15 protein-coding genes are annotated in these 16,540 nt (G+C 63.4%); 11 read left to right on the plus strand and 4 right to left on the minus strand.

The window, feature by feature from the left end:
- The first annotated feature begins 168 nt into the window (after window positions 1-168).
- The 3 genes from ASD75_RS20105 (at window position 169) to ASD75_RS20115 (ending at window position 2,663) form a co-directional block, all read left to right on the plus strand.
- The gene (locus tag ASD75_RS20105; RefSeq protein ID WP_056747541.1) at window positions 169-1,023 is read left to right on the plus strand and encodes an IclR family transcriptional regulator; all 855 of its coding nucleotides are present in this window, start codon (window positions 169-171) and stop codon (window positions 1,021-1,023) included.
- Window positions 1,024-1,298: 275 nt separating this feature from the next.
- Complete coding sequence (locus ASD75_RS20110; protein WP_156401057.1) at window positions 1,299-1,961, plus strand: CPBP family intramembrane glutamic endopeptidase; 663 nt, start codon at window positions 1,299-1,301, stop codon at window positions 1,959-1,961.
- A gap of 33 nt (window positions 1,962-1,994) precedes the next feature.
- A complete protein-coding gene (locus tag ASD75_RS20115) occupies window positions 1,995-2,663 on the plus strand; it encodes a hypothetical protein (protein ID WP_056747544.1) in 669 nt (222 codons plus the stop codon).
- Between the two features lie 68 nt (window positions 2,664-2,731).
- Here the strand turns inward: ASD75_RS20115 and ASD75_RS20120 are convergent, their stop codons facing one another.
- Complete coding sequence (locus ASD75_RS20120) at window positions 2,732-3,421, minus strand: DUF4336 domain-containing protein (RefSeq protein ID WP_056747546.1); 690 nt, start codon at window positions 3,419-3,421, stop codon at window positions 2,732-2,734.
- Window positions 3,422-3,506: 85 nt separating this feature from the next.
- Window positions 3,507-4,412, minus strand: coding sequence for a LysR family transcriptional regulator (locus ASD75_RS20125; protein WP_200947625.1), 906 nt, complete (start codon window positions 4,410-4,412; stop codon window positions 3,507-3,509).
- A 256-nt stretch (window positions 4,413-4,668) separates the two neighbouring features.
- Between ASD75_RS20125 and ASD75_RS20130 the strand changes: the two genes are divergently transcribed.
- The 5 genes from ASD75_RS20130 (at window position 4,669) to ASD75_RS20150 (ending at window position 11,354) form a co-directional block, all read left to right on the plus strand.
- Window positions 4,669-6,204 carry an aldehyde dehydrogenase family protein gene (locus tag ASD75_RS20130; RefSeq protein ID WP_056747548.1) on the plus strand — a complete coding sequence of 512 codons (1,536 nt, stop codon included), beginning with the start codon at window positions 4,669-4,671 and terminating at the stop codon, window positions 6,202-6,204.
- Window positions 6,205-6,227: 23 nt separating this feature from the next.
- Entirely contained in the window at window positions 6,228-7,424 is a 1,197-nt protein-coding gene (locus ASD75_RS20135) for an FAD-binding oxidoreductase (protein WP_056747550.1), read from the plus strand.
- Between the two features lie 74 nt (window positions 7,425-7,498).
- Window positions 7,499-8,416: an amino acid ABC transporter substrate-binding protein gene (locus ASD75_RS20140; RefSeq protein WP_056747551.1), complete on the plus strand. Its 918-nt coding sequence runs from the start codon at window positions 7,499-7,501 to the stop codon at window positions 8,414-8,416.
- On the plus strand, window positions 8,413-9,639 hold the full coding sequence (locus ASD75_RS20145) for a pyridoxal phosphate-dependent aminotransferase (protein ID WP_056747552.1): 1,227 nt from the start codon (window positions 8,413-8,415) through the stop codon (window positions 9,637-9,639). The genes ASD75_RS20140 and ASD75_RS20145 overlap by 4 nt, the downstream gene beginning before the upstream one ends.
- 29 nt (window positions 9,640-9,668) lie before the next feature.
- On the plus strand, window positions 9,669-11,354 hold the full coding sequence (locus ASD75_RS20150) for a thiamine pyrophosphate-binding protein (protein ID WP_056747555.1): 1,686 nt from the start codon (window positions 9,669-9,671) through the stop codon (window positions 11,352-11,354).
- 23 nt (window positions 11,355-11,377) lie between these two features.
- On the opposite strand, the gene ASD75_RS20155 is transcribed toward ASD75_RS20150, so the two are convergent.
- On the minus strand, window positions 11,378-12,259 hold the full coding sequence (locus ASD75_RS20155; RefSeq protein WP_056747556.1) for a LysR family transcriptional regulator: 882 nt from the start codon (window positions 12,257-12,259) through the stop codon (window positions 11,378-11,380).
- Between the two features lie 135 nt (window positions 12,260-12,394).
- Here ASD75_RS20155 and ASD75_RS20160 point away from each other — a divergent pair, with 135 nt between their 5' ends.
- Entirely contained in the window at window positions 12,395-13,339 is a 945-nt protein-coding gene (locus tag ASD75_RS20160; protein WP_235511665.1) for a DMT family transporter, read from the plus strand.
- 63 nt (window positions 13,340-13,402) lie between these two features.
- Here the strand turns inward: ASD75_RS20160 and ASD75_RS20165 are convergent, their stop codons facing one another.
- Window positions 13,403-14,569 (minus strand): nucleotide sugar dehydrogenase, encoded by a 1,167-nt coding sequence (locus ASD75_RS20165; protein ID WP_056747557.1) that lies wholly within the window; start codon window positions 14,567-14,569, stop codon window positions 13,403-13,405.
- A gap of 207 nt (window positions 14,570-14,776) precedes the next feature.
- On the opposite strand from ASD75_RS20165, the gene ASD75_RS20170 reads away from it, so the two are divergent.
- On the plus strand, window positions 14,777-15,784 hold the full coding sequence (locus ASD75_RS20170; protein WP_056747558.1) for a UDP-glucuronic acid decarboxylase family protein: 1,008 nt from the start codon (window positions 14,777-14,779) through the stop codon (window positions 15,782-15,784).
- The gene (locus tag ASD75_RS20175) at window positions 15,781-16,530 is read left to right on the plus strand and encodes a glycosyltransferase (protein WP_056747559.1); all 750 of its coding nucleotides are present in this window, start codon (window positions 15,781-15,783) and stop codon (window positions 16,528-16,530) included. The genes ASD75_RS20170 and ASD75_RS20175 overlap by 4 nt, the downstream gene beginning before the upstream one ends.
- Window positions 16,531-16,540 lie beyond the last annotated feature (10 nt).

A 16,540-nucleotide genomic window follows, 5' to 3' on the forward strand; every position in this document is an offset into this window, starting at 1 on the left:
CAAGTGCCGCACAAAGGCTGGAACAGCCGCTCGATTCGATTGAATCTATTGCAATAAACAAACCAGAATGCTTCGGGTATTCCATTAAACAGAATTTTTATTGAATTTATTCCGTTAAATGAAATATGATGCCTTCAGTTTGATCAACGAATTCCACAGGAGCGAGGTATGGAAGCCGCATCCACCGCCACCGGCGGCGTACCCCGGGTGTTTGCCGTCATCCGGGCCCTGTCGGCCGTGCAGGCCGAGGGCGGGCGAGTCACCCAATTGGCGCGTGCCGTGGGCCTCACGCAAGGCACCACGCACCGTTTGCTGCAATCGCTGGTGGCAGAGGGCATGGTCGAGCAGGACGAGCGCAGCAAGCTCTACCGCCTGAGCATGGATTTCTTCGCCCTGGCTGCCAAAGCGGGCAACCCCGGCGACCTGCGCAGCCTGTGCCGCCCCGCGCTGCTGCGCCTGTGCGCCAGCCTGGGTGACAGCATCTTTCTCTTGGTGCGCAGCGGGTTCGATGCCGTGTGCCTGGACCGCAGCGAGGGGCCGTTCCCCATCCGCTCCTTCACCGGCGACATCGGCGGCCGCGTGGCCCTGGGCGTGGGGCAGGGTGCGCTGGCCATCCTGGCCTTCTTGCCCGAGGCCGAGCGCGAAGAAGTCATCCGCTTCAACCTGTCGCGCGTGCGGGAGTACGGTGTGTTTGACGAGGTCTACCTGCGCACCGAAATCGAGCGCGTGCGCCAGTTGGGCTACGCGGGCCGAAACACCGGCTTGCTCGAAGGCATGGCGGGTGTGGCCGTACCCATCCTGGACCGCGAAGGGCGCGCGGTGGCGGCGCTGAGCGTGGGCACCATTTCTGCGCGGCTCAATGACGACCGGCTGCCCACCGTGGTGGAACTGCTCAAGCGCGAAGCTTTGGCAGTGGGGCCCAAGATCAATCCGTTTGATGTGACGCTGCGGCGGCCGGCACAAAGCCTGTCGAGCGTGCGCCCCGACCAGGCCATTCAGCCCGCGGGGCAGGAGCAGAAGTAGGCGGCCTGAATCTCGGCCTGGGGGGCCTGGGGTGTGGTACTGCGAGTCACACCTCTTCTATGCGAGATTCGGTGAGGGGCAGGCCCCAGCGGCCCATGGCCGTCTTCTTGATCCACAGGTAACCTAGGGCCAGAGCCGCATCCTTTGGGAGGGATGCAGCGCATACCCATGGAACCACCTTGCCGCATACATCACCCGCACCAACCTCCTTATCAGCTAAGCCGGACTTGCCCTACTGTTTTGGCCATCCCGTATCTCTGTCCACCAACGGCTGCATGACGTTGTGGGTCGCCAGTGCCCTCGCTTTCGTGTTGTTGTTGACGATGCCGGGCTGGGACCCGAGCCCGTGGACCGGGGCGTTGGCAGCAGTGCTGTTTGTGGGCGTGCAGTGGGCAGGATTGCGCGTCGCCGTGGGCCCAGACTGGGTTGCCCTGTTCAGACGCCCCCGCTGGCGCGACGTGGCGTTGGCATTGGCTGCCGTGCCACTGGTGTTGGGCTTGCCTGGGCTGGTGGCTGTGTACGGGCTTGGCATGTCGCACCTCAGTGCCAACGCCAGTGTGGATGCCGTTGCGGGCCTGACATCTGCACAACTGGTAGCGCGGTTTGCGCTGGTGGCTGTGCAATTGCTGGGTGAGGAGCTGCTCACTATTCTCCCGCTGCTGGCCACCGTCGCCTTGCTGCACCGCGTCGGCATGCCTGCCCGCTGGGCAATTGCTGTGGCGTGGGTGGCCACGGCGTTGCTGTTTGGAGCGCTGCACCTGCCCACCTACCAATGGCATGTCGGCCAGGCCTTGCTGGTCATCGGCACCGCGCGCCTGGTGCTGACTGCGGTATTTCTCTACACCCGCAATCTGTGGGCCAGCACCATCGCTCACATCGCTAACGACTGGGCGATCATGGCCTTTGCGCTGGCCTTTTCACGCAGCATGGGCCCCTGACTGGATGGGCCCAAGGCCTCAAGGAGTTGTTTTTTGGACTTTCTCAAAATCCTCAAGTCGTTTGAAGACTTTGTGTATGAAGCGCTGATCTGGCTGGTGTTGTTGCCCAAGACCTTGTGGCGCATCGTGCGGCGCCCGCGCCAGATGGTCACTTATGTGCAGGCGGAGCAAGACCGCGAAGGCGATGACCGCTACGGCGATGCGATCAGCCCGCCGCTTTTGCTCATCCTGTGCGTGCTGGTGGCCCATGTGCTTGATCTGGCTCTGCGCAAGCAGGCAGCGCCTGCGATGGGCACGCTCGCGGGCGCGTTGCTGAAGTCCGAGGAGAACCTGCTGCTGTATCGCACCATGGCTTTTGGCATCTGGTCGCTGGCCGGGGCTGTGTGGTATCTGCGCCATAGCCGCCAACCCATTCACCGTCTCAACCTGCGCAACCCGTTTTACGAGCAGTGCTACCTGGTCGCACCCTTTGCGCTGGCCGTGTCGATCAGCACGTCGCTGGCCCTGGTGGGCGGGGTGCTGTCTGCGGTCGGCGTGGGGCTGTTTCTGTTGGCGCTGCTGTGGTTTTGTATCGCCGAATGGCACTGGGTGCGCGAGCGCGCAGCCCTCGGCAAGGTACATGCGGCCGTGGTGGCCGGTGGGCTGGTGCTGGTGGGGCTGTTGGCCAATACCGGGTTGGGGTATGTGCTCCGACATCTTTGAGGGATACGGGGTGGTGGCGCGGCAGTGAGGCCCACGGCGTTCCGCAGATGATGGGGTGATTGTTTCGGTCAGAGCACTGCGAGCGCCTGTTTGACCTGTGCGTAGGCATGGTTGTCCAGCACCTGGTTGTGGGCCGTCACGACCCGCTCAAAGGGCCAGCGTAATACGCGCTCTGCGCTGCGGGCTGCGGCACGACGGTCACGCACTAGCGCGCGCACAGTGAGCGGGACGGCCAGTTGGCGCCGCACCCCGGTCAGCGTGGCATAGGCACGCGTGGACCAAGGCAGGTCCCCCGCCATCCACTGCAGCAGGTCCGTCACGATGAGCGTGGCCGAAGGTCGGTGGAACCATACCGACTCATTGCCTGCAGGAATGCCCTCAAAAGCCAGGTGCTCCAGGTCTGGCAGCCATTCGGGCACATCGGCTGCGGGCAGTTCGCGCAGTCTCCTGGCTGCCAGGTCTGGCCGCTTCTGGCCCAGTCCTTTGGGGCCATACACCCTGGCGTTCGGAAAGGTCTGGGTGCAAGGCGCCAGAAACAGGTGGTGCATCTTGTTAGGTGCCACGATGAAAGCCACCGTGCCAAGTGCCTGCAGCTGCTCCAGCAGTGAACTGCCTGGGGGCATTGGAATTGGTGAGTGGACGAGAAGCTGCTGTCCTGGCAGCCGCACCAACGTCATGCGCGTGGTGATGGGAAGTCCGTTGGCCTTGAAGGCGTGGGTGGCGTGCCAGAGATGGGTGTCGAGGGATTCAAGTTGCATGACGCGGGATGGTGCCCTGGCCCTGGGGGCGGCGTCTTGAACGAATTCGACATGCTGGTGGTCGCTGCCGCCGTCATCCTTTCCCCTACCTCTGCACTGCGCACTCCCCCACCACCCAATCCCTGAACGCCTTCACCAGCGGAGTCTGCGCCCGCGCTTCCGGGTACACAAGGTAATACGCATCGGTGCTCGTCAGTACCTGGTCTGACAGCTCCACCAGGCTCCCGGCTGCCAGCTCCTGCTCGATCAAGAAGCGCGGCAGCAGCGCTGCCCCCAGGTGCGACACGGCAGCCTGCGCAATCATGGCGAAGTGTTCGGACTGGGGGCCGCGCAGGGCCAGGGCTGTGGGGGCGCCCACCAGCTCGAACCATTCGGCCCATTGGGTGGGGCGGGTGCTTTGCTGCAGCAGCACCACGCGCGTGAGGTCTTGCGGGGTGTGGATGTGGTGGCGGTCGCGGTAGGTGGGGCTGCACACGGGCACGGTTTCTTCATGCATCAGGTATTCGCACACGGCGCCCGCCCAGTGCGGCGTGCCGAAGTGAATGGCGGCGTCAAACGGGGTGCCTGCAAAGTCAAACGGCTCGGTGCGGGCCGAGAAGTTGACCAGCGCCTCAGGGTGCAGCGCCATGAAGCCGCCCAGTCGCGGGATGAGCCAGCGCGTGCCCAGGGTGGGCAACACGGCCAGGTTGAGCAAGCCGTCGGTGCTGGAAAACGCCATGGCCTTTTGTGTGCTGGCCGACAGTTGCTGCAGCACGTTTTGCACGTCGGCCGCGTAGACGCGGCCCGCGTCGGTCAGCACCACACGCTGGCGCACACGGTGAAAGAGTGCGGTGCCAATCTGCTCCTCCAGCTGGCGGATCTGGCGCGACACGGCACTTTGGGTGAGGTGCAGCTCTTCGGCCGCGCGCGACACGCTCTGGTGGCGCGCCGCCGCCTCAAAGGCCAGCAGGTCGGCGGTGGAGGGCAGGAAGGTGCGGCGCAGCAGGGTCATGGTGGCAAATGGGGTCAATCATGCGAAGGGGGAATGAGCAGCTCTGTCAGGTTGTGCGTGGTTTTAGGCTGTGGCGCTAGTACATCAAGCGTTGGTAGCTCTGCAATTTTCAGGCACTTCATGCTGATTTGTGATCAAGTAGTTCCATTTTTTTGCTATCCAGCACGGCGCGATTGGCGGATATTGGCGCATTGATCGTGCGTTTTCTCCCACGCTGCTTCCTTCTATTCGCCTCCACTCACCTTTGCGAGCCGCCATGTCTGCCACCCCTGCCGCCACCCCCCTTGTGTCCGAAGTCGATCAACTGCTGCAACGCCTGGGCGTGCCCCGCGCTGCGTACACGGGCGGCACGCTGGCGGCCCGCTCGCCCATCACGGGCGAGGTGCTGGCCCAGGTGCCACAGCAAAGCCCGACCGATGCCACCGCTGCCATCGGCCGCGCGCATGCGGCCTTTTTGGCATGGCGCAATGTGCCCGCACCGCGCCGGGGCGAGCTGGTGCGCCTGCTGGGCGAAGAGCTGCGCGCCGCCAAGGCGGACCTCGGCCTGCTGGTGACCATCGAGGCGGGCAAGATCCCGTCCGAAGGCCTAGGCGAGGTGCAGGAGATGATCGACATCTGCGACTTTGCCGTGGGCCTGTCGCGCCAGCTGTACGGCCTGACGATTGCCACCGAGCGCCCCGGCCACCGCATGATGGAAACTTGGCACCCGCTGGGCGTTTGCGGCGTGATCTCGGCCTTCAACTTCCCGGTGGCCGTGTGGTCGTGGAACGCCGCGCTGGCACTGGTGTGCGGTGATTCGGTGGTGTGGAAGCCGTCGGAAAAGACCCCGCTCACGGCCCTGGCCACGCACGCGATTGCACAGCGCGCCATTGAACGGTTTGGCAGCGATGCACCCGAAGGCCTGCTGGAGCTGATCGTGGGCCAGCGCGACATTGGCGAGGTGCTGGTGGATGACGCCCGCGTGCCCGTGCTGTCGGTCACCGGCTCCACGGCCATGGGCCGCGCCGTGGGCCCGCGCCTGGCAGCGCGGTTTGCGCGCGGCATTCTAGAGCTGGGCGGCAACAACGCGGCCATCGTGGCCCCCACGGCCGACCTGAACCTGGCCCTGCGCGGCATAGCGTTTGCCGCTATGGGCACCGCAGGCCAGCGCTGCACCACGCTGCGGCGCCTGTTTGTGCACGAAAGCATTTATGACCAACTGGTGCCCCAACTCGCCAAGGTCTACGCCAACGTGCAGGTGGGCGACCCGCGCACCGCTGGCACGCTGGTGGGCCCACTGATCGACCGCATGGCGTTTGACGGCATGCAAAAGGCGCTGGAGCAAAGCCGTGCGCTGGGTGCCACGGTGCACGGTGGTGGCCGCGTGGAAGGCATCGGCGGTGCCGATGCGTACTACGTGCGCCCCGCACTAGTGGAGCTGCAAAAACACGAAGGCCCCGCGCTGCACGAAACCTTTGCGCCCATCCTGTACGTAGTGCGCTACAGCACCATTGACGACGCCATTGCCATGAACAACGCCGTGGGCGCGGGCCTGTCGTCGTCCATCTTCACGCTCAATGTGCGCGAGGCTGAGTTGTTCATGTCTGCCGCAGGCTCGGACTGCGGCATTGCCAACGTGAACATTGGCCCCAGCGGCGCCGAAATTGGCGGCGCGTTTGGCGGTGAGAAGGAAACCGGCGGCGGCCGCGAAGCGGGCTCGGACAGTTGGAAGGCTTACATGCGCCGGGCGACGAACACCATCAACTACTCCACCGCGCTGCCGCTGGCACAGGGCGTGACATTTGACGTGTAACCCACGCGCTGGTTGCCCCGTTCATGTTGATTGTTAAGACCCCACACCCCATCGTCATCATTGGCGGTGGTGTCATCGGCAGTGCCATCGCGTACTTCCTCACGCTGCAGCAGCCGGGCTGCGAGGTGGTGGTGGTCGAGCGCGATCCGACCTATGCACGTGCATCGTCGGCGCTGTCGGCCAGCTCCATCCGCCAGCAGTTCTCGACGGACATCAACATCCAGATCTCGGCGTTTGGCATCGGCTTCTTGCGCAATGTGGGCACGCTGCTGGCCTGCAACGGCGATGTGCCCGACATCGGTCTGCACGAAGGCGGCTACCTGTACCTGGCCACCCAGGCGGGCGAGGCCACGCTGCGCGAGAACCATGCGTTGCAAAAGCAGCACGGCGCCGATGTGGCGCTGCTGAGCCCGCAGCAACTGGCAGAGCGCTTTCCTTGGCTGGCGCTGCAGGACGTGGCGCTGGGCTCGCTGGGCCTGTCGGGCGAGGGCTGGTTTGACGGCTACCTGCTGCTGACGGCGCTGCGCAAAAAGACGCAGAGCCAGGGCGTGCGCTATGTGGCCGATGAGGCTGTGGGGCTGGACACTGCGGCCAGCGACGGCGTGTTGCATGTGAACGCAGTACGCCTGCAAAGCGGCGCCGTGCTGCCTTGCCGCTACGCCGTGAACGCCGGTGGCCCCTGGGCGGCAGCCATTGCGGGCTGGGCGGGCATTGATTTGCCCGTGGTGGGCAAGCGTCGCACCGTCTTTAACCTGGGCAGCCCAGCAGCGCTGCCGGGCTGCCCACTGCTCATCGACACCAGTGGCATCTGGCTGCGGCCCGAGGGCAAGGGTTTTATCTGCGGCTTTGCGCCTGCAGCCGACAACGACGCCGACTTTGCCCCGCTGGAACCCGAGTACACAGCGTTCGAGGACCATATCTGGCCCACGCTGGCCGAGCGCATCCCTGGCTTTGAAGCACTGCGCATGCAGGGCGCCTGGGCGGGCTACTACGAGATGAACACCTTCGACCACAACGCCATCGTGGGCCTGCACCCGGCGTGCGACAACCTGGTGTTTGCCAACGGCTTTTCGGGTCACGGGCTGCAGCAGTGCCCTGCCGTGGGCCGAGGCGTGGCCGAGCTGTTGCTTACGGGCAGCTACCAAAGCCTGGACCTGTCGCCGCTGTCCATCGAGCGCTTTGCACGCAACGCACCACTGCTCGAAAAGAACGTGATCTGAGCACCATCGGTACCGCCGGTTTTCCCTCACCCCTTTCTCAACCTGCCAACCACAAAACATACGGAGACAACGACATGGCAATTTCCCGCAAGACCTTCACTGCGATCGCTGCAGGCTTGGCCCTGGCCTGCATGGCCACCGCCCCCGCGCTGGCGCAGACGGTCACCCAGCCGACGCTGGAGAAGATCAAGGCATCGGGCAAGGCCGTGCTGGGCGTGCGCGAGACTTCGCCACCCATGGCCTACGCGCTGGGCGCCAACGAAAAATACGTGGGCTACCACGTGGAGCTGTGCGAGCGCGTGCTCAAGGAAATCGCGCCCGACGCCAAGCTCGAATACATGGCCGTGACGGCGCAAAACACACTGCCTTTGGTGCAGAACGGCACGTTGGATATCGGCTGCGGCCCCACCACCAACAACACCGCGCGCCAGCAGCAAGTGGCCTTTGCGGTGACCACCTACGTGAGCGAAGTGCGTATGGCGGTGCGCAAGGATTCGGACTTGAAGTCCATCAGCCAGCTTGCAGGCCGCACCATTGCGGCATCCACCGGCACCACCGCCGTGCAATTGCTGCGCAAGCAAGAGCGCGCGCTGGGTGGCGCGCCCATCAAGACTGTGCTGGGCAAGGACCACCATGAGAGCTTCTTGCTGCTCGAAACAGGCCGCGCCGACGCTTTTGTGCTCGATGACAACCTGCTGGCCGGGATGATTGCCAACTCCAAGGACCCCTCGGCCTACCGCATCGTGGGCGAGCCCTTGGGCGCCGAGCCGATTGCACTGCTGTTCCGCAAGGACGACCCGACCTTCAAGGCTGCGGTGGATGGTGTGCTGACCAAGCTGATGCAAAGCGGCGAGATGGAAAAGATCTACACCAAGTGGTTTGTGAACCCCATTCCGCCCAAGAACATGAGCCTGAACCTGCCACTGGGCACCACGCTGCGCCAGCTGTTCGCCACCCCCAACGACAAGCCCCTGGAGACCTACCAGCAATGAACGCTGCCATCCCCGCTACGGCCTTCCGCGCGGCCGACCGCCTCGGCGCCATCGGCGTCTCGGAAATCGTGCGCCTGACGCAAGAGGCCAACCAGCTCAAGCGCCAGGGCCAGCCCGTGATCGTGCTGGGCCTGGGCGAGCCCGACTTCGACACGCCCGCGCACATCCTGGAGGCCGCGCAGCAGGCCATGGCGCGGGGGGAGACGCACTACACGGTGCTGGACGGCACGGCAGAACTCAAGGCGGCCATCCAGCACAAGTTCAAGCACGACAACGGGCTGGACTTTCAGCTCAACGAGATCACCGCAGGCGCGGGTGCCAAGCAGATCCTCTACAACGCGCTGATGGCCTCGGTGAACCCTGGCGACGAGGTGATCCTGCCCGCGCCGTACTGGACCTCGTATGCCGACATGGTGCTGATTGCAGGCGGTGTACCCGTGGTGGTGCCCTGCACCGAGGCCAACGGCTTTCGTATCACGCCCGAGCAGCTGGAGGCGGCCATCACGCCGCGCACGCGCTGGGTGTTCATCAACTCGCCCTCCAACCCCAGCGGGGCCGCCTACAGTGCCGAGCAGCTGCTGCCCGTGCTGGAAGTGGTGGAGCGCCACCCGCAGGTGTGGCTGCTGGCGGACGACATCTACGAACACATCCTGTACGACGGCCGCGCTTTTGCCACGCCCGCCGCCGTGCTGCCCTCGCTGCGCGATCGCACGCTGACGGTGAACGGTGTCTCCAAGTCGTATGCCATGACGGGCTGGCGCCTGGGCTACGGCGCAGGCCCCAAGGCACTGATTGCAGCCATGGCCGTGGTGCAGAGCCAGGCCACGTCCTGCCCGTCGTCCATCAGCCAGGCGGCTGCCGTGGCGGCGCTGACGGGGCCGCAAGACGTGGTGCGCGAGCGCTGCCAAGCGTTCCAGGACCGGCGTGACCTGGTCGTGGCCGCGCTCAATGCTTCGCCAGGCTTGCGCTGCCGTGTGCCGGAAGGCGCGTTCTACACCTTTGCCAGCTGCGAAGGTGTGCTGGGCCGTACCACACCGGGCGGCATGCTGCTGCGCACCGATGCCGACTTCTGCGCCTACCTGCTGCGCGAGCACCATGTGGCCGTGGTGCCCGGCGGCGTGCTGGGGCTGGCGCCGTACTTCCGCATCTCTTACGCTGCGTCCACGGCTGACTTGCAAGAGGCCTGCGCACGCATCCAACGCGCCTGCCAGGCCCTGTTCTGATTCTGAATTTCTGACCCGATACCGTTGATATGAACACGACCTCACTCACCCCACGCACCGGCGGCCAGATCCTGGTGCAGCAGCTCATCACCCACGGTGTACAGCAACTGTTTTGCGTGCCTGGCGAAAGCTACCTGGCTGTGCTCGATGCCCTGCACGATGCCGACATCGGCGTGACCGTGTGCCGCCAGGAAGGTGGCGCGGCCATGATGGCCGAGGCGCAGGGCAAGCTCACCGGCCAGCCCGGCATCTGCTTTGTGACGCGCGGGCCCGGCGCTACCAATGCATCGGCAGGCATCCATATCGCGCACCAGGATTCGACGCCCATGATCCTGTTCGTGGGCCAGGTGGCACGCAACGCCATGGGGCGTGAGGCGTTTCAGGAGCTGGACTACAGCGCTGTGTTCGGCACCATGGCCAAGTGGGTGGTGCAGATTGACGACCCGGCGCGTGTGCCTGAGCTGATCTCGCGCGCATTCCATGTCGCCACCTCGGGCCGCCCTGGCCCCGTGGTGGTGGCACTGCCCGAAGACATGCTGACCGAGGCCGCCACTGTGGCCGATGCGTTGCCCTACCAGGTGACGGAGACCCACCCCGGCGCAGCGCAGATGGCCGAGCTGGCGCAGCGCCTGCAAGCCGCCAAAAATCCCGTGGCCATCCTGGGCGGCAGCCGCTGGTCTGAGCAGGCGGTGCGCGAGTTCACCGCGTTTGCCGAAGCGTGGTCCATTCCCGTGTACTGCTCGTTCCGCCGCCAGATGCTGTTCCCGGCCACACATGCCTGCTACGGCGGTGACCTGGGCCTGGGCGTCAACCCCAAGCTGCTGGCGCGCATCAAGGCGTCGGACCTGGTGCTGGTGGTGGGCGGGCGTCTGTCTGAAGTGCCCTCGCAGGGCTATGAGCTGTTCGACATTCCCACCCCCGCGCAGCCCCTGGTGCATGTGCATGCAGATGCGGATGAACTGGGCAAGCTGTATCGCCCCACCCAGGCCATCCACGCCACGCCACAGGCTTTCACAGCTGCATTGAATTCTGTGCGACCCACGGCGGCAGTGCCCTGGAAGGCGCACGCTGAAGCGGCCCATGCCGAGTACCTGGCCTGGAGCGACACGGCACCCATCCGCATCCCCGGCAACCTGCAAATGGGCCAGGTGATGCAGCACCTGAAGGAAGTGCTGCCCGCCGACACCATCTTCTGCAACGGCGCGGGTAACTTCGCTACGTGGATTCACCGCTTCTGGCCCTTCACCACCTACGCGAGCCAGCTCGCGCCCACCAGCGGCTCCATGGGCTACGGCCTGCCTGCTGGGGTGGGCGGCAAGCGCCTGTGGCCGCAGCGCGAGGTGGTGATCTTTGCGGGCGATGGCGACTTTTTGATGCACGGTCAGGAATTTGCAACCGCCGTGCAGTACGGCCTGCCCATCATCGTGGTGCTGCTGGACAACGCCATGTACGGCACCATCCGCATGCATCAGGAGCGCGAGTACCCCGGCCGCATCAGCGCCACGCAGCTCAAGAATCCTGACTTCAAGGCCTACGCCCAGGCCTTTGGCGGCCATGGCGAGCGGGTGGAGCGCACCGAAGACTTTGCCCCCGCGCTGGCCCGCGCCCGCGCCAGTGGCCTGCCCAGCGTGCTGCACTGCCTGATCGACCCCGAGGCGATCACGCCCACCGGCACACTGCAGGGCATTCGCAGCGCGGCACTCTCCAAGAAGTAGGCTCCCGTTTCGTAAGCAGGCGTTCAGCCGGTCACGCGGGCGCCGCTGGACTGTCGCAGGGTCTGCACCAGCAGGCTCTGCAGGCTGTCCACCGCCTTGGAGCCGCGCGATGCGCGGCTGCGGTAGACGGCCACCTCCATGGGCGCTAGCGGCCCTAGGCCGTGCTCGGTGCCGAGCACCTGCAACTGCGGTGGCACGCTGCAGTGGGTGAGGGCGGCCACGGCCAGGCCGCTTTCCACCGCCGCAATTTGTCCGGCCAGGCTGGAGCTGTGATAGACCACCTTGTAGCGGCGCCCCTGCTGCGCCAGCGCGTGGATGGCGCCGCGCCGCGCCAGGCTGGCCGATTCGTACACCGCAATCGGCAGCGGGTCGCGCCTCCACAACTCGAACTGCGCAGACCCCACCCACACCATGGGCTCATGGAACAGCAGCGTGCCCCGGCGTGCGTGGTCGCGCGAGATCAATGCCAGGTCCAGGTCGCCACTGGCCACGCGCGGGATGAGGGCGGTGGACTGCTCGCAGTCCAGCTCAATCTCCACCGCGCTGTGCCGGGGCGCAAAGCGTTTGAGTACGGGCGTGAGATAGCGCGCTGCGTAGTCATCTGGCACCCCCAGCCGCACCCGGCCTGTGAGGGCGTCGCCGTTCAGTGCGTCATGTGCTTCCGCATGCAGCTCCAGAATGCGGCGGGCGTAGCCCAGCAGGGTTTCACCCTCGGGCGTGAGGTGCTGCTTGCGGGCATCGCGCTCCAGCAGTCTGTGGCCTACGGCGTCTTCCAGCTTCTTGAGCTGCATGCTGACCGCCGACTGGGACCGGTGCACCTCGGCCGCCGCGCCGGAGAGCGAGCCTGCATCCACCACCGCCACCAGGCACTGAAGCCAGTCGAGTTGCAAGTCACGGTAGCTCATGGATTGCCCCTGTGGTGATGTATTCGATGATCGAATGGTTGACTCGTAAATTATGCGCTTTCGGTTGCAGAGGCTGGCAGCCACACTGCGAGCATGCAGCAGCCGTCCTCTACCGTTTCAGGCACATCCGTCTCCGTGGTTCCCGCGTCCGCTTCCCCTGCGGGCAGCGCGCGTGGGCTGTCGTCTGCCCACCGGCTGGACGGCTGGATCGCCTTTTTCCTGGGCAACGCGCTGCTGGGCACCATCGGCGTGTTCGTGCATGAGGCGCAGGCGGCGCCGTTGACGGTGACGTGGTTCCGGTGCGCGTTTGGCCTCATCGGGCTCACGTTGTGGATGGCCTGGCGCCACCGGTCATGGTCGGGACTTCGGCGGGGGCTCTGGGTGGGCTGGGCTGCTTTGCCGTGGGTGTTGCTGCTCAGTGGGCTCATGTTGGCGAGCTGGTGGCTGTTTTTCACCGCGATCCAGCAGGTGCCCACCGGGGTGGCGGTGGTGCTGTTCCATGTGCAACCGCTGTGGGTGTTGCTGCTGGGGGCTTGGTGGTTGAAAGAGTCCGTGCCCCGGCAGCGCGTGGTGTCGGTGCTGGTCGCCATGGTGGGGTTGGTCCTGGCCACGGGGGTTGCGGAGGGGGTGGCTCCATCGCGCGGTAGCCACGCGCCAGGCTACTGGGTGGGCGTGGGCCTGTGCCTGATAGGTGCGCTGTGCACAGCCACCGTCACCGTGGTCGCCAAACGCTTGGGGGCGCTGCCGCTGGGGACCCTCGCGTGGTGGCAATGTGCGCTGGGTGCGGCCGTGCTGTGGGTGGCCCCCGTGGGACACGGTTGGCCTGCCTGGGGAGTCTCCTGGGCATGGCTGGGTGGGTTGGGGTTGATCCACACCGGCTTGGCGTATACCTTGATGTACGCAGGCATGGCCCGCCTGGCGACGGCCCGGGTGGCGGTACTGCAGTTTGCTTACCCCACGGTCGCCATCGTGGTGGACTGGTTGTACTTTCAGCACACCTTGGGCGGTTGGCAGCTGGGGGGGATGGTGTTGATGCTGATTTCTATGGGTTTTGGTCAGAAGCTTGGGCGAGGTCCATAGCCCACATCTGCTACCCATAGAGTGGATTGGGAGCTAGCAGTTATTGTTGGCGAACTGGTGGCGCTAGTCTCGGCCAAAGAGGTCTCGGGTGTAGACCTTGTGCGTTACGTCGTTGAGGACATCTGTAATTCGATTGGCGAGGATGACATCGCAGCAGCGCTTGAAGGTGTCGAGATCATGCTCCACGCGGAAATGAAGGAAGTCTGCTGCATTCAAGTTCGGTTCGTAGACAAGTATTTCAACTCCTCGATCCTGTAAATGCATCATTACCCCTTGTATGCTGGATGTGCGGAAGTTTCCCGATCCTTGCTTGTGGATCAGCCGAAATATTCCCACCCTCTGCGGGTCGCGTTGCATGATGCGCTCAGCAATGAAATGTTGCCTTGCAGCATTGGAGCGTACGATGGCACTGATCAGGTGTTGAGGGATACCGTCGAATTGGGCCTGCAGCTGTTGGGTGTCTTTGGGCAGGCAGTACCCGCCGTAGCCAAACGATGGGTTGTTGTAGTGCCCCCCAATGCGAGGGTCGGCGCACACGCCTTCGACGATCTGCCGCGCGTTGAGCTCGTGGGTTTCGGCAAAACTGTCAAGTTCATTGAAGTACGCCACACGCATCGCCAAATAGGCATTGGCAAAAAGCTTGATCGACTCTGCTTCTCTGGCGTTGGTGAACAACACGGGGACTTCTTTGGAGCGCGCGCCTTCCAATAGAAGACCTGCAAGAGTCTGTGCTCGTTCCGAGCGCTCACCCACAACGATACGTGAGGGGTTGAGCGTGTCATGCAGAGCTTGGCCCTCCCGCAGAAACTCTGGACAGAAAACCAGCTGATTGGTACCCCAACGGGTCTTTGCGTTTTCAGTAAATCCTACTGGCACGGTCGAGCGAATCACGATCACCGCATTGGGTTGGATCGCCAATACGCTCTGTATGACAGCATCCACAGAGGCAGTGTCGAAAGTGCCGGTCTTCTGATCAAAGTCTGTGGGCGTTGCCACGATCACATAGTCTGCTCGCTCATAGGCTGCTTGCTGGCTTAGTGTGGCCTCTAGGCGCAACGACGTGTCGCTCAAATACTGTTGGATATCGGGGTCGCAGAAGGGCGATATCCGGTCAGAAACTTGCTGTACTTTGTCTGGTGCGATATCGATCAATACAACATCGTGGTGTTGCGCAAGTAACACGGCCACGGAAAGACCAACATACCCGATTCCAGCGACAGCTATTTTCATGGGACCTTGAGAGGCGGAGGATATACCCGGGTGGGTAGTACCCGCAGAGTGCGCTGCAGGTGTCCTTACCTCAGCGCAGCGAAGATGTTGTTGTCCGTTGCCTGCGCGTCGGTATCCATCATCATGGAGATCCCAGCAACGGTAGGCACTGATAATTATGCAGTTCACTTGCTCATTGCATTCCGCCTTCGTTCCTGCAAGGTTTCCATGGTCTCCAAACGCATTCTTGTTACAGGTGGTGCTGGCTTTTTGGGTTCCCACTTGTGTGAGCGATTGCTGCGTTCTGGCTGTCACGTCCTCTGCATGGATTCGTTCCTGACGGGATCGCATGCGAATGTCGCCCCATTTTTGGCGCACCGGAACTTTGCACTGATAACGCACGACATCGCACAACCGTTGCCAGCCGGGATGGAGGTTGATGAAATTTACAACCTTGCTTGTCCGGCATCGCCTCCGCACTACCAGGCCGATCCGTTGCATACCGTCAAAACCTCCGTGTACGGGGCTATCCATCTTCTCGAACTCGCCCAGCGGTGTGGCGCGCGCATTTTGCAAGCGTCTACCAGCGAGGTCTATGGTGATCCTGAGGTCAGTCCACAGACCGAGGCGTACTGGGGCCATGTCAATCCCTTGGGGCCAAGGGCTTGTTACGACGAGGGAAAGCGCTGCGCTGAAACCCTGTTTTTCGATTTCCATCGCCGTCACGGAGTGGCCATCAAGGTAGCGAGAATCTTCAACACGTATGGACCTCGCATGCAGCCAGATGACGGGAGAGTGGTGAGCAACTTCATCGTGCAAGCGTTGCGTGGCGACTCGCTAACGGTGTACGGTGATGGCTCGCAGACGCGATCATTTTGCTACATTGACGACCTGATCGAAGGGCTGCTCGCTTTGATGGCAAGCCCGCTGGAGGTAACCGGACCTATCAATCTGGGCAATCCTACCGAGCTTTCCATGTGTGAGCTTGCGGATCGTGTACTGACCTTGACGGGGGCGCGCACCGCGGTGGACTTTCGTCCTTTGCCCCAAGATGATCCCCGCCAGAGGCGTCCGGACATTACGCGCGCCAAGCACGTACTGGGTTGGGAGCCCACAGTGCCTTTGTCCGTTGGGTTGGAAAAGACGGTGGACTATTTTCGGCAACTTTTGTCAGCCACCTCAACCACTTCTGTGGACGGCGTTGTTCAAGTAATGCGTGAGGAAGGTGCGTCATGAAAGTTGCTGTCATCACGCCTTATTTCAAAGAGTCTGAGGCGGTATTGCGTCGCGGAATGGACAGCGTGCAGAGGCAGACCTATCGAAATTTTGTGCACTACATGGTGGCCGATGGTCATCCCAGGCCTGAGGTGATGGAGGGGTATGAGCGCGTAGTGGCAGTTAATTTGCCCAGTGCGCATGCAGACTATGGGTGCACTCCGCGAAGCGTAGGCGCCTTGCTGGCACTGAACGAAGGGGCCGACGTGGCTTGCTTTCTCGACGCAGATAACTTGTTCGAGCCCGAGCACCTGGAAAGCCTGGTGTCTGCCTATCAGCGTGGGATAGATGATGGCGCTCCACTCGATGCCGTTTTTGGGTCCCGGCACATTTTTTTGCCGGGGCATGAACACTTGCGCTTGGTGTCGCAAGAGGATGTTTCGCGGCAGCATGTCGATACCAGCTGCATGTCCTTTCATCGTTCAGCCGCATTCGTGTGGACCCTTTGGGGGATGATTCCACGCGCTGCAACGCCCAAGTGCGACCGGCTTATGTTCGACCTTGTTCGTGCGCATCGTTTGCGAATGGAATGGACTGACCGCTGGACGGTGCTTTACGAATCCAACTGGAGCTACGATTATCAGCAGGCTGGTTTACCGATTCCCGATCATGGATTGCATGACGCGACTCTGACCGACGTTCAACTGCCGTCAGACGAGATGTTGGCGCGGCTTCGGATTCGGCTCCAGGTTGCAGGCGCTGCCTGATTTATTGGCA

The sequence above is a fragment of the Acidovorax sp. Root568 genome, assembly GCF_001427445.1.
Classification (GTDB): domain Bacteria; phylum Pseudomonadota; class Gammaproteobacteria; order Burkholderiales; family Burkholderiaceae_C; genus Acidovorax; species Acidovorax delafieldii.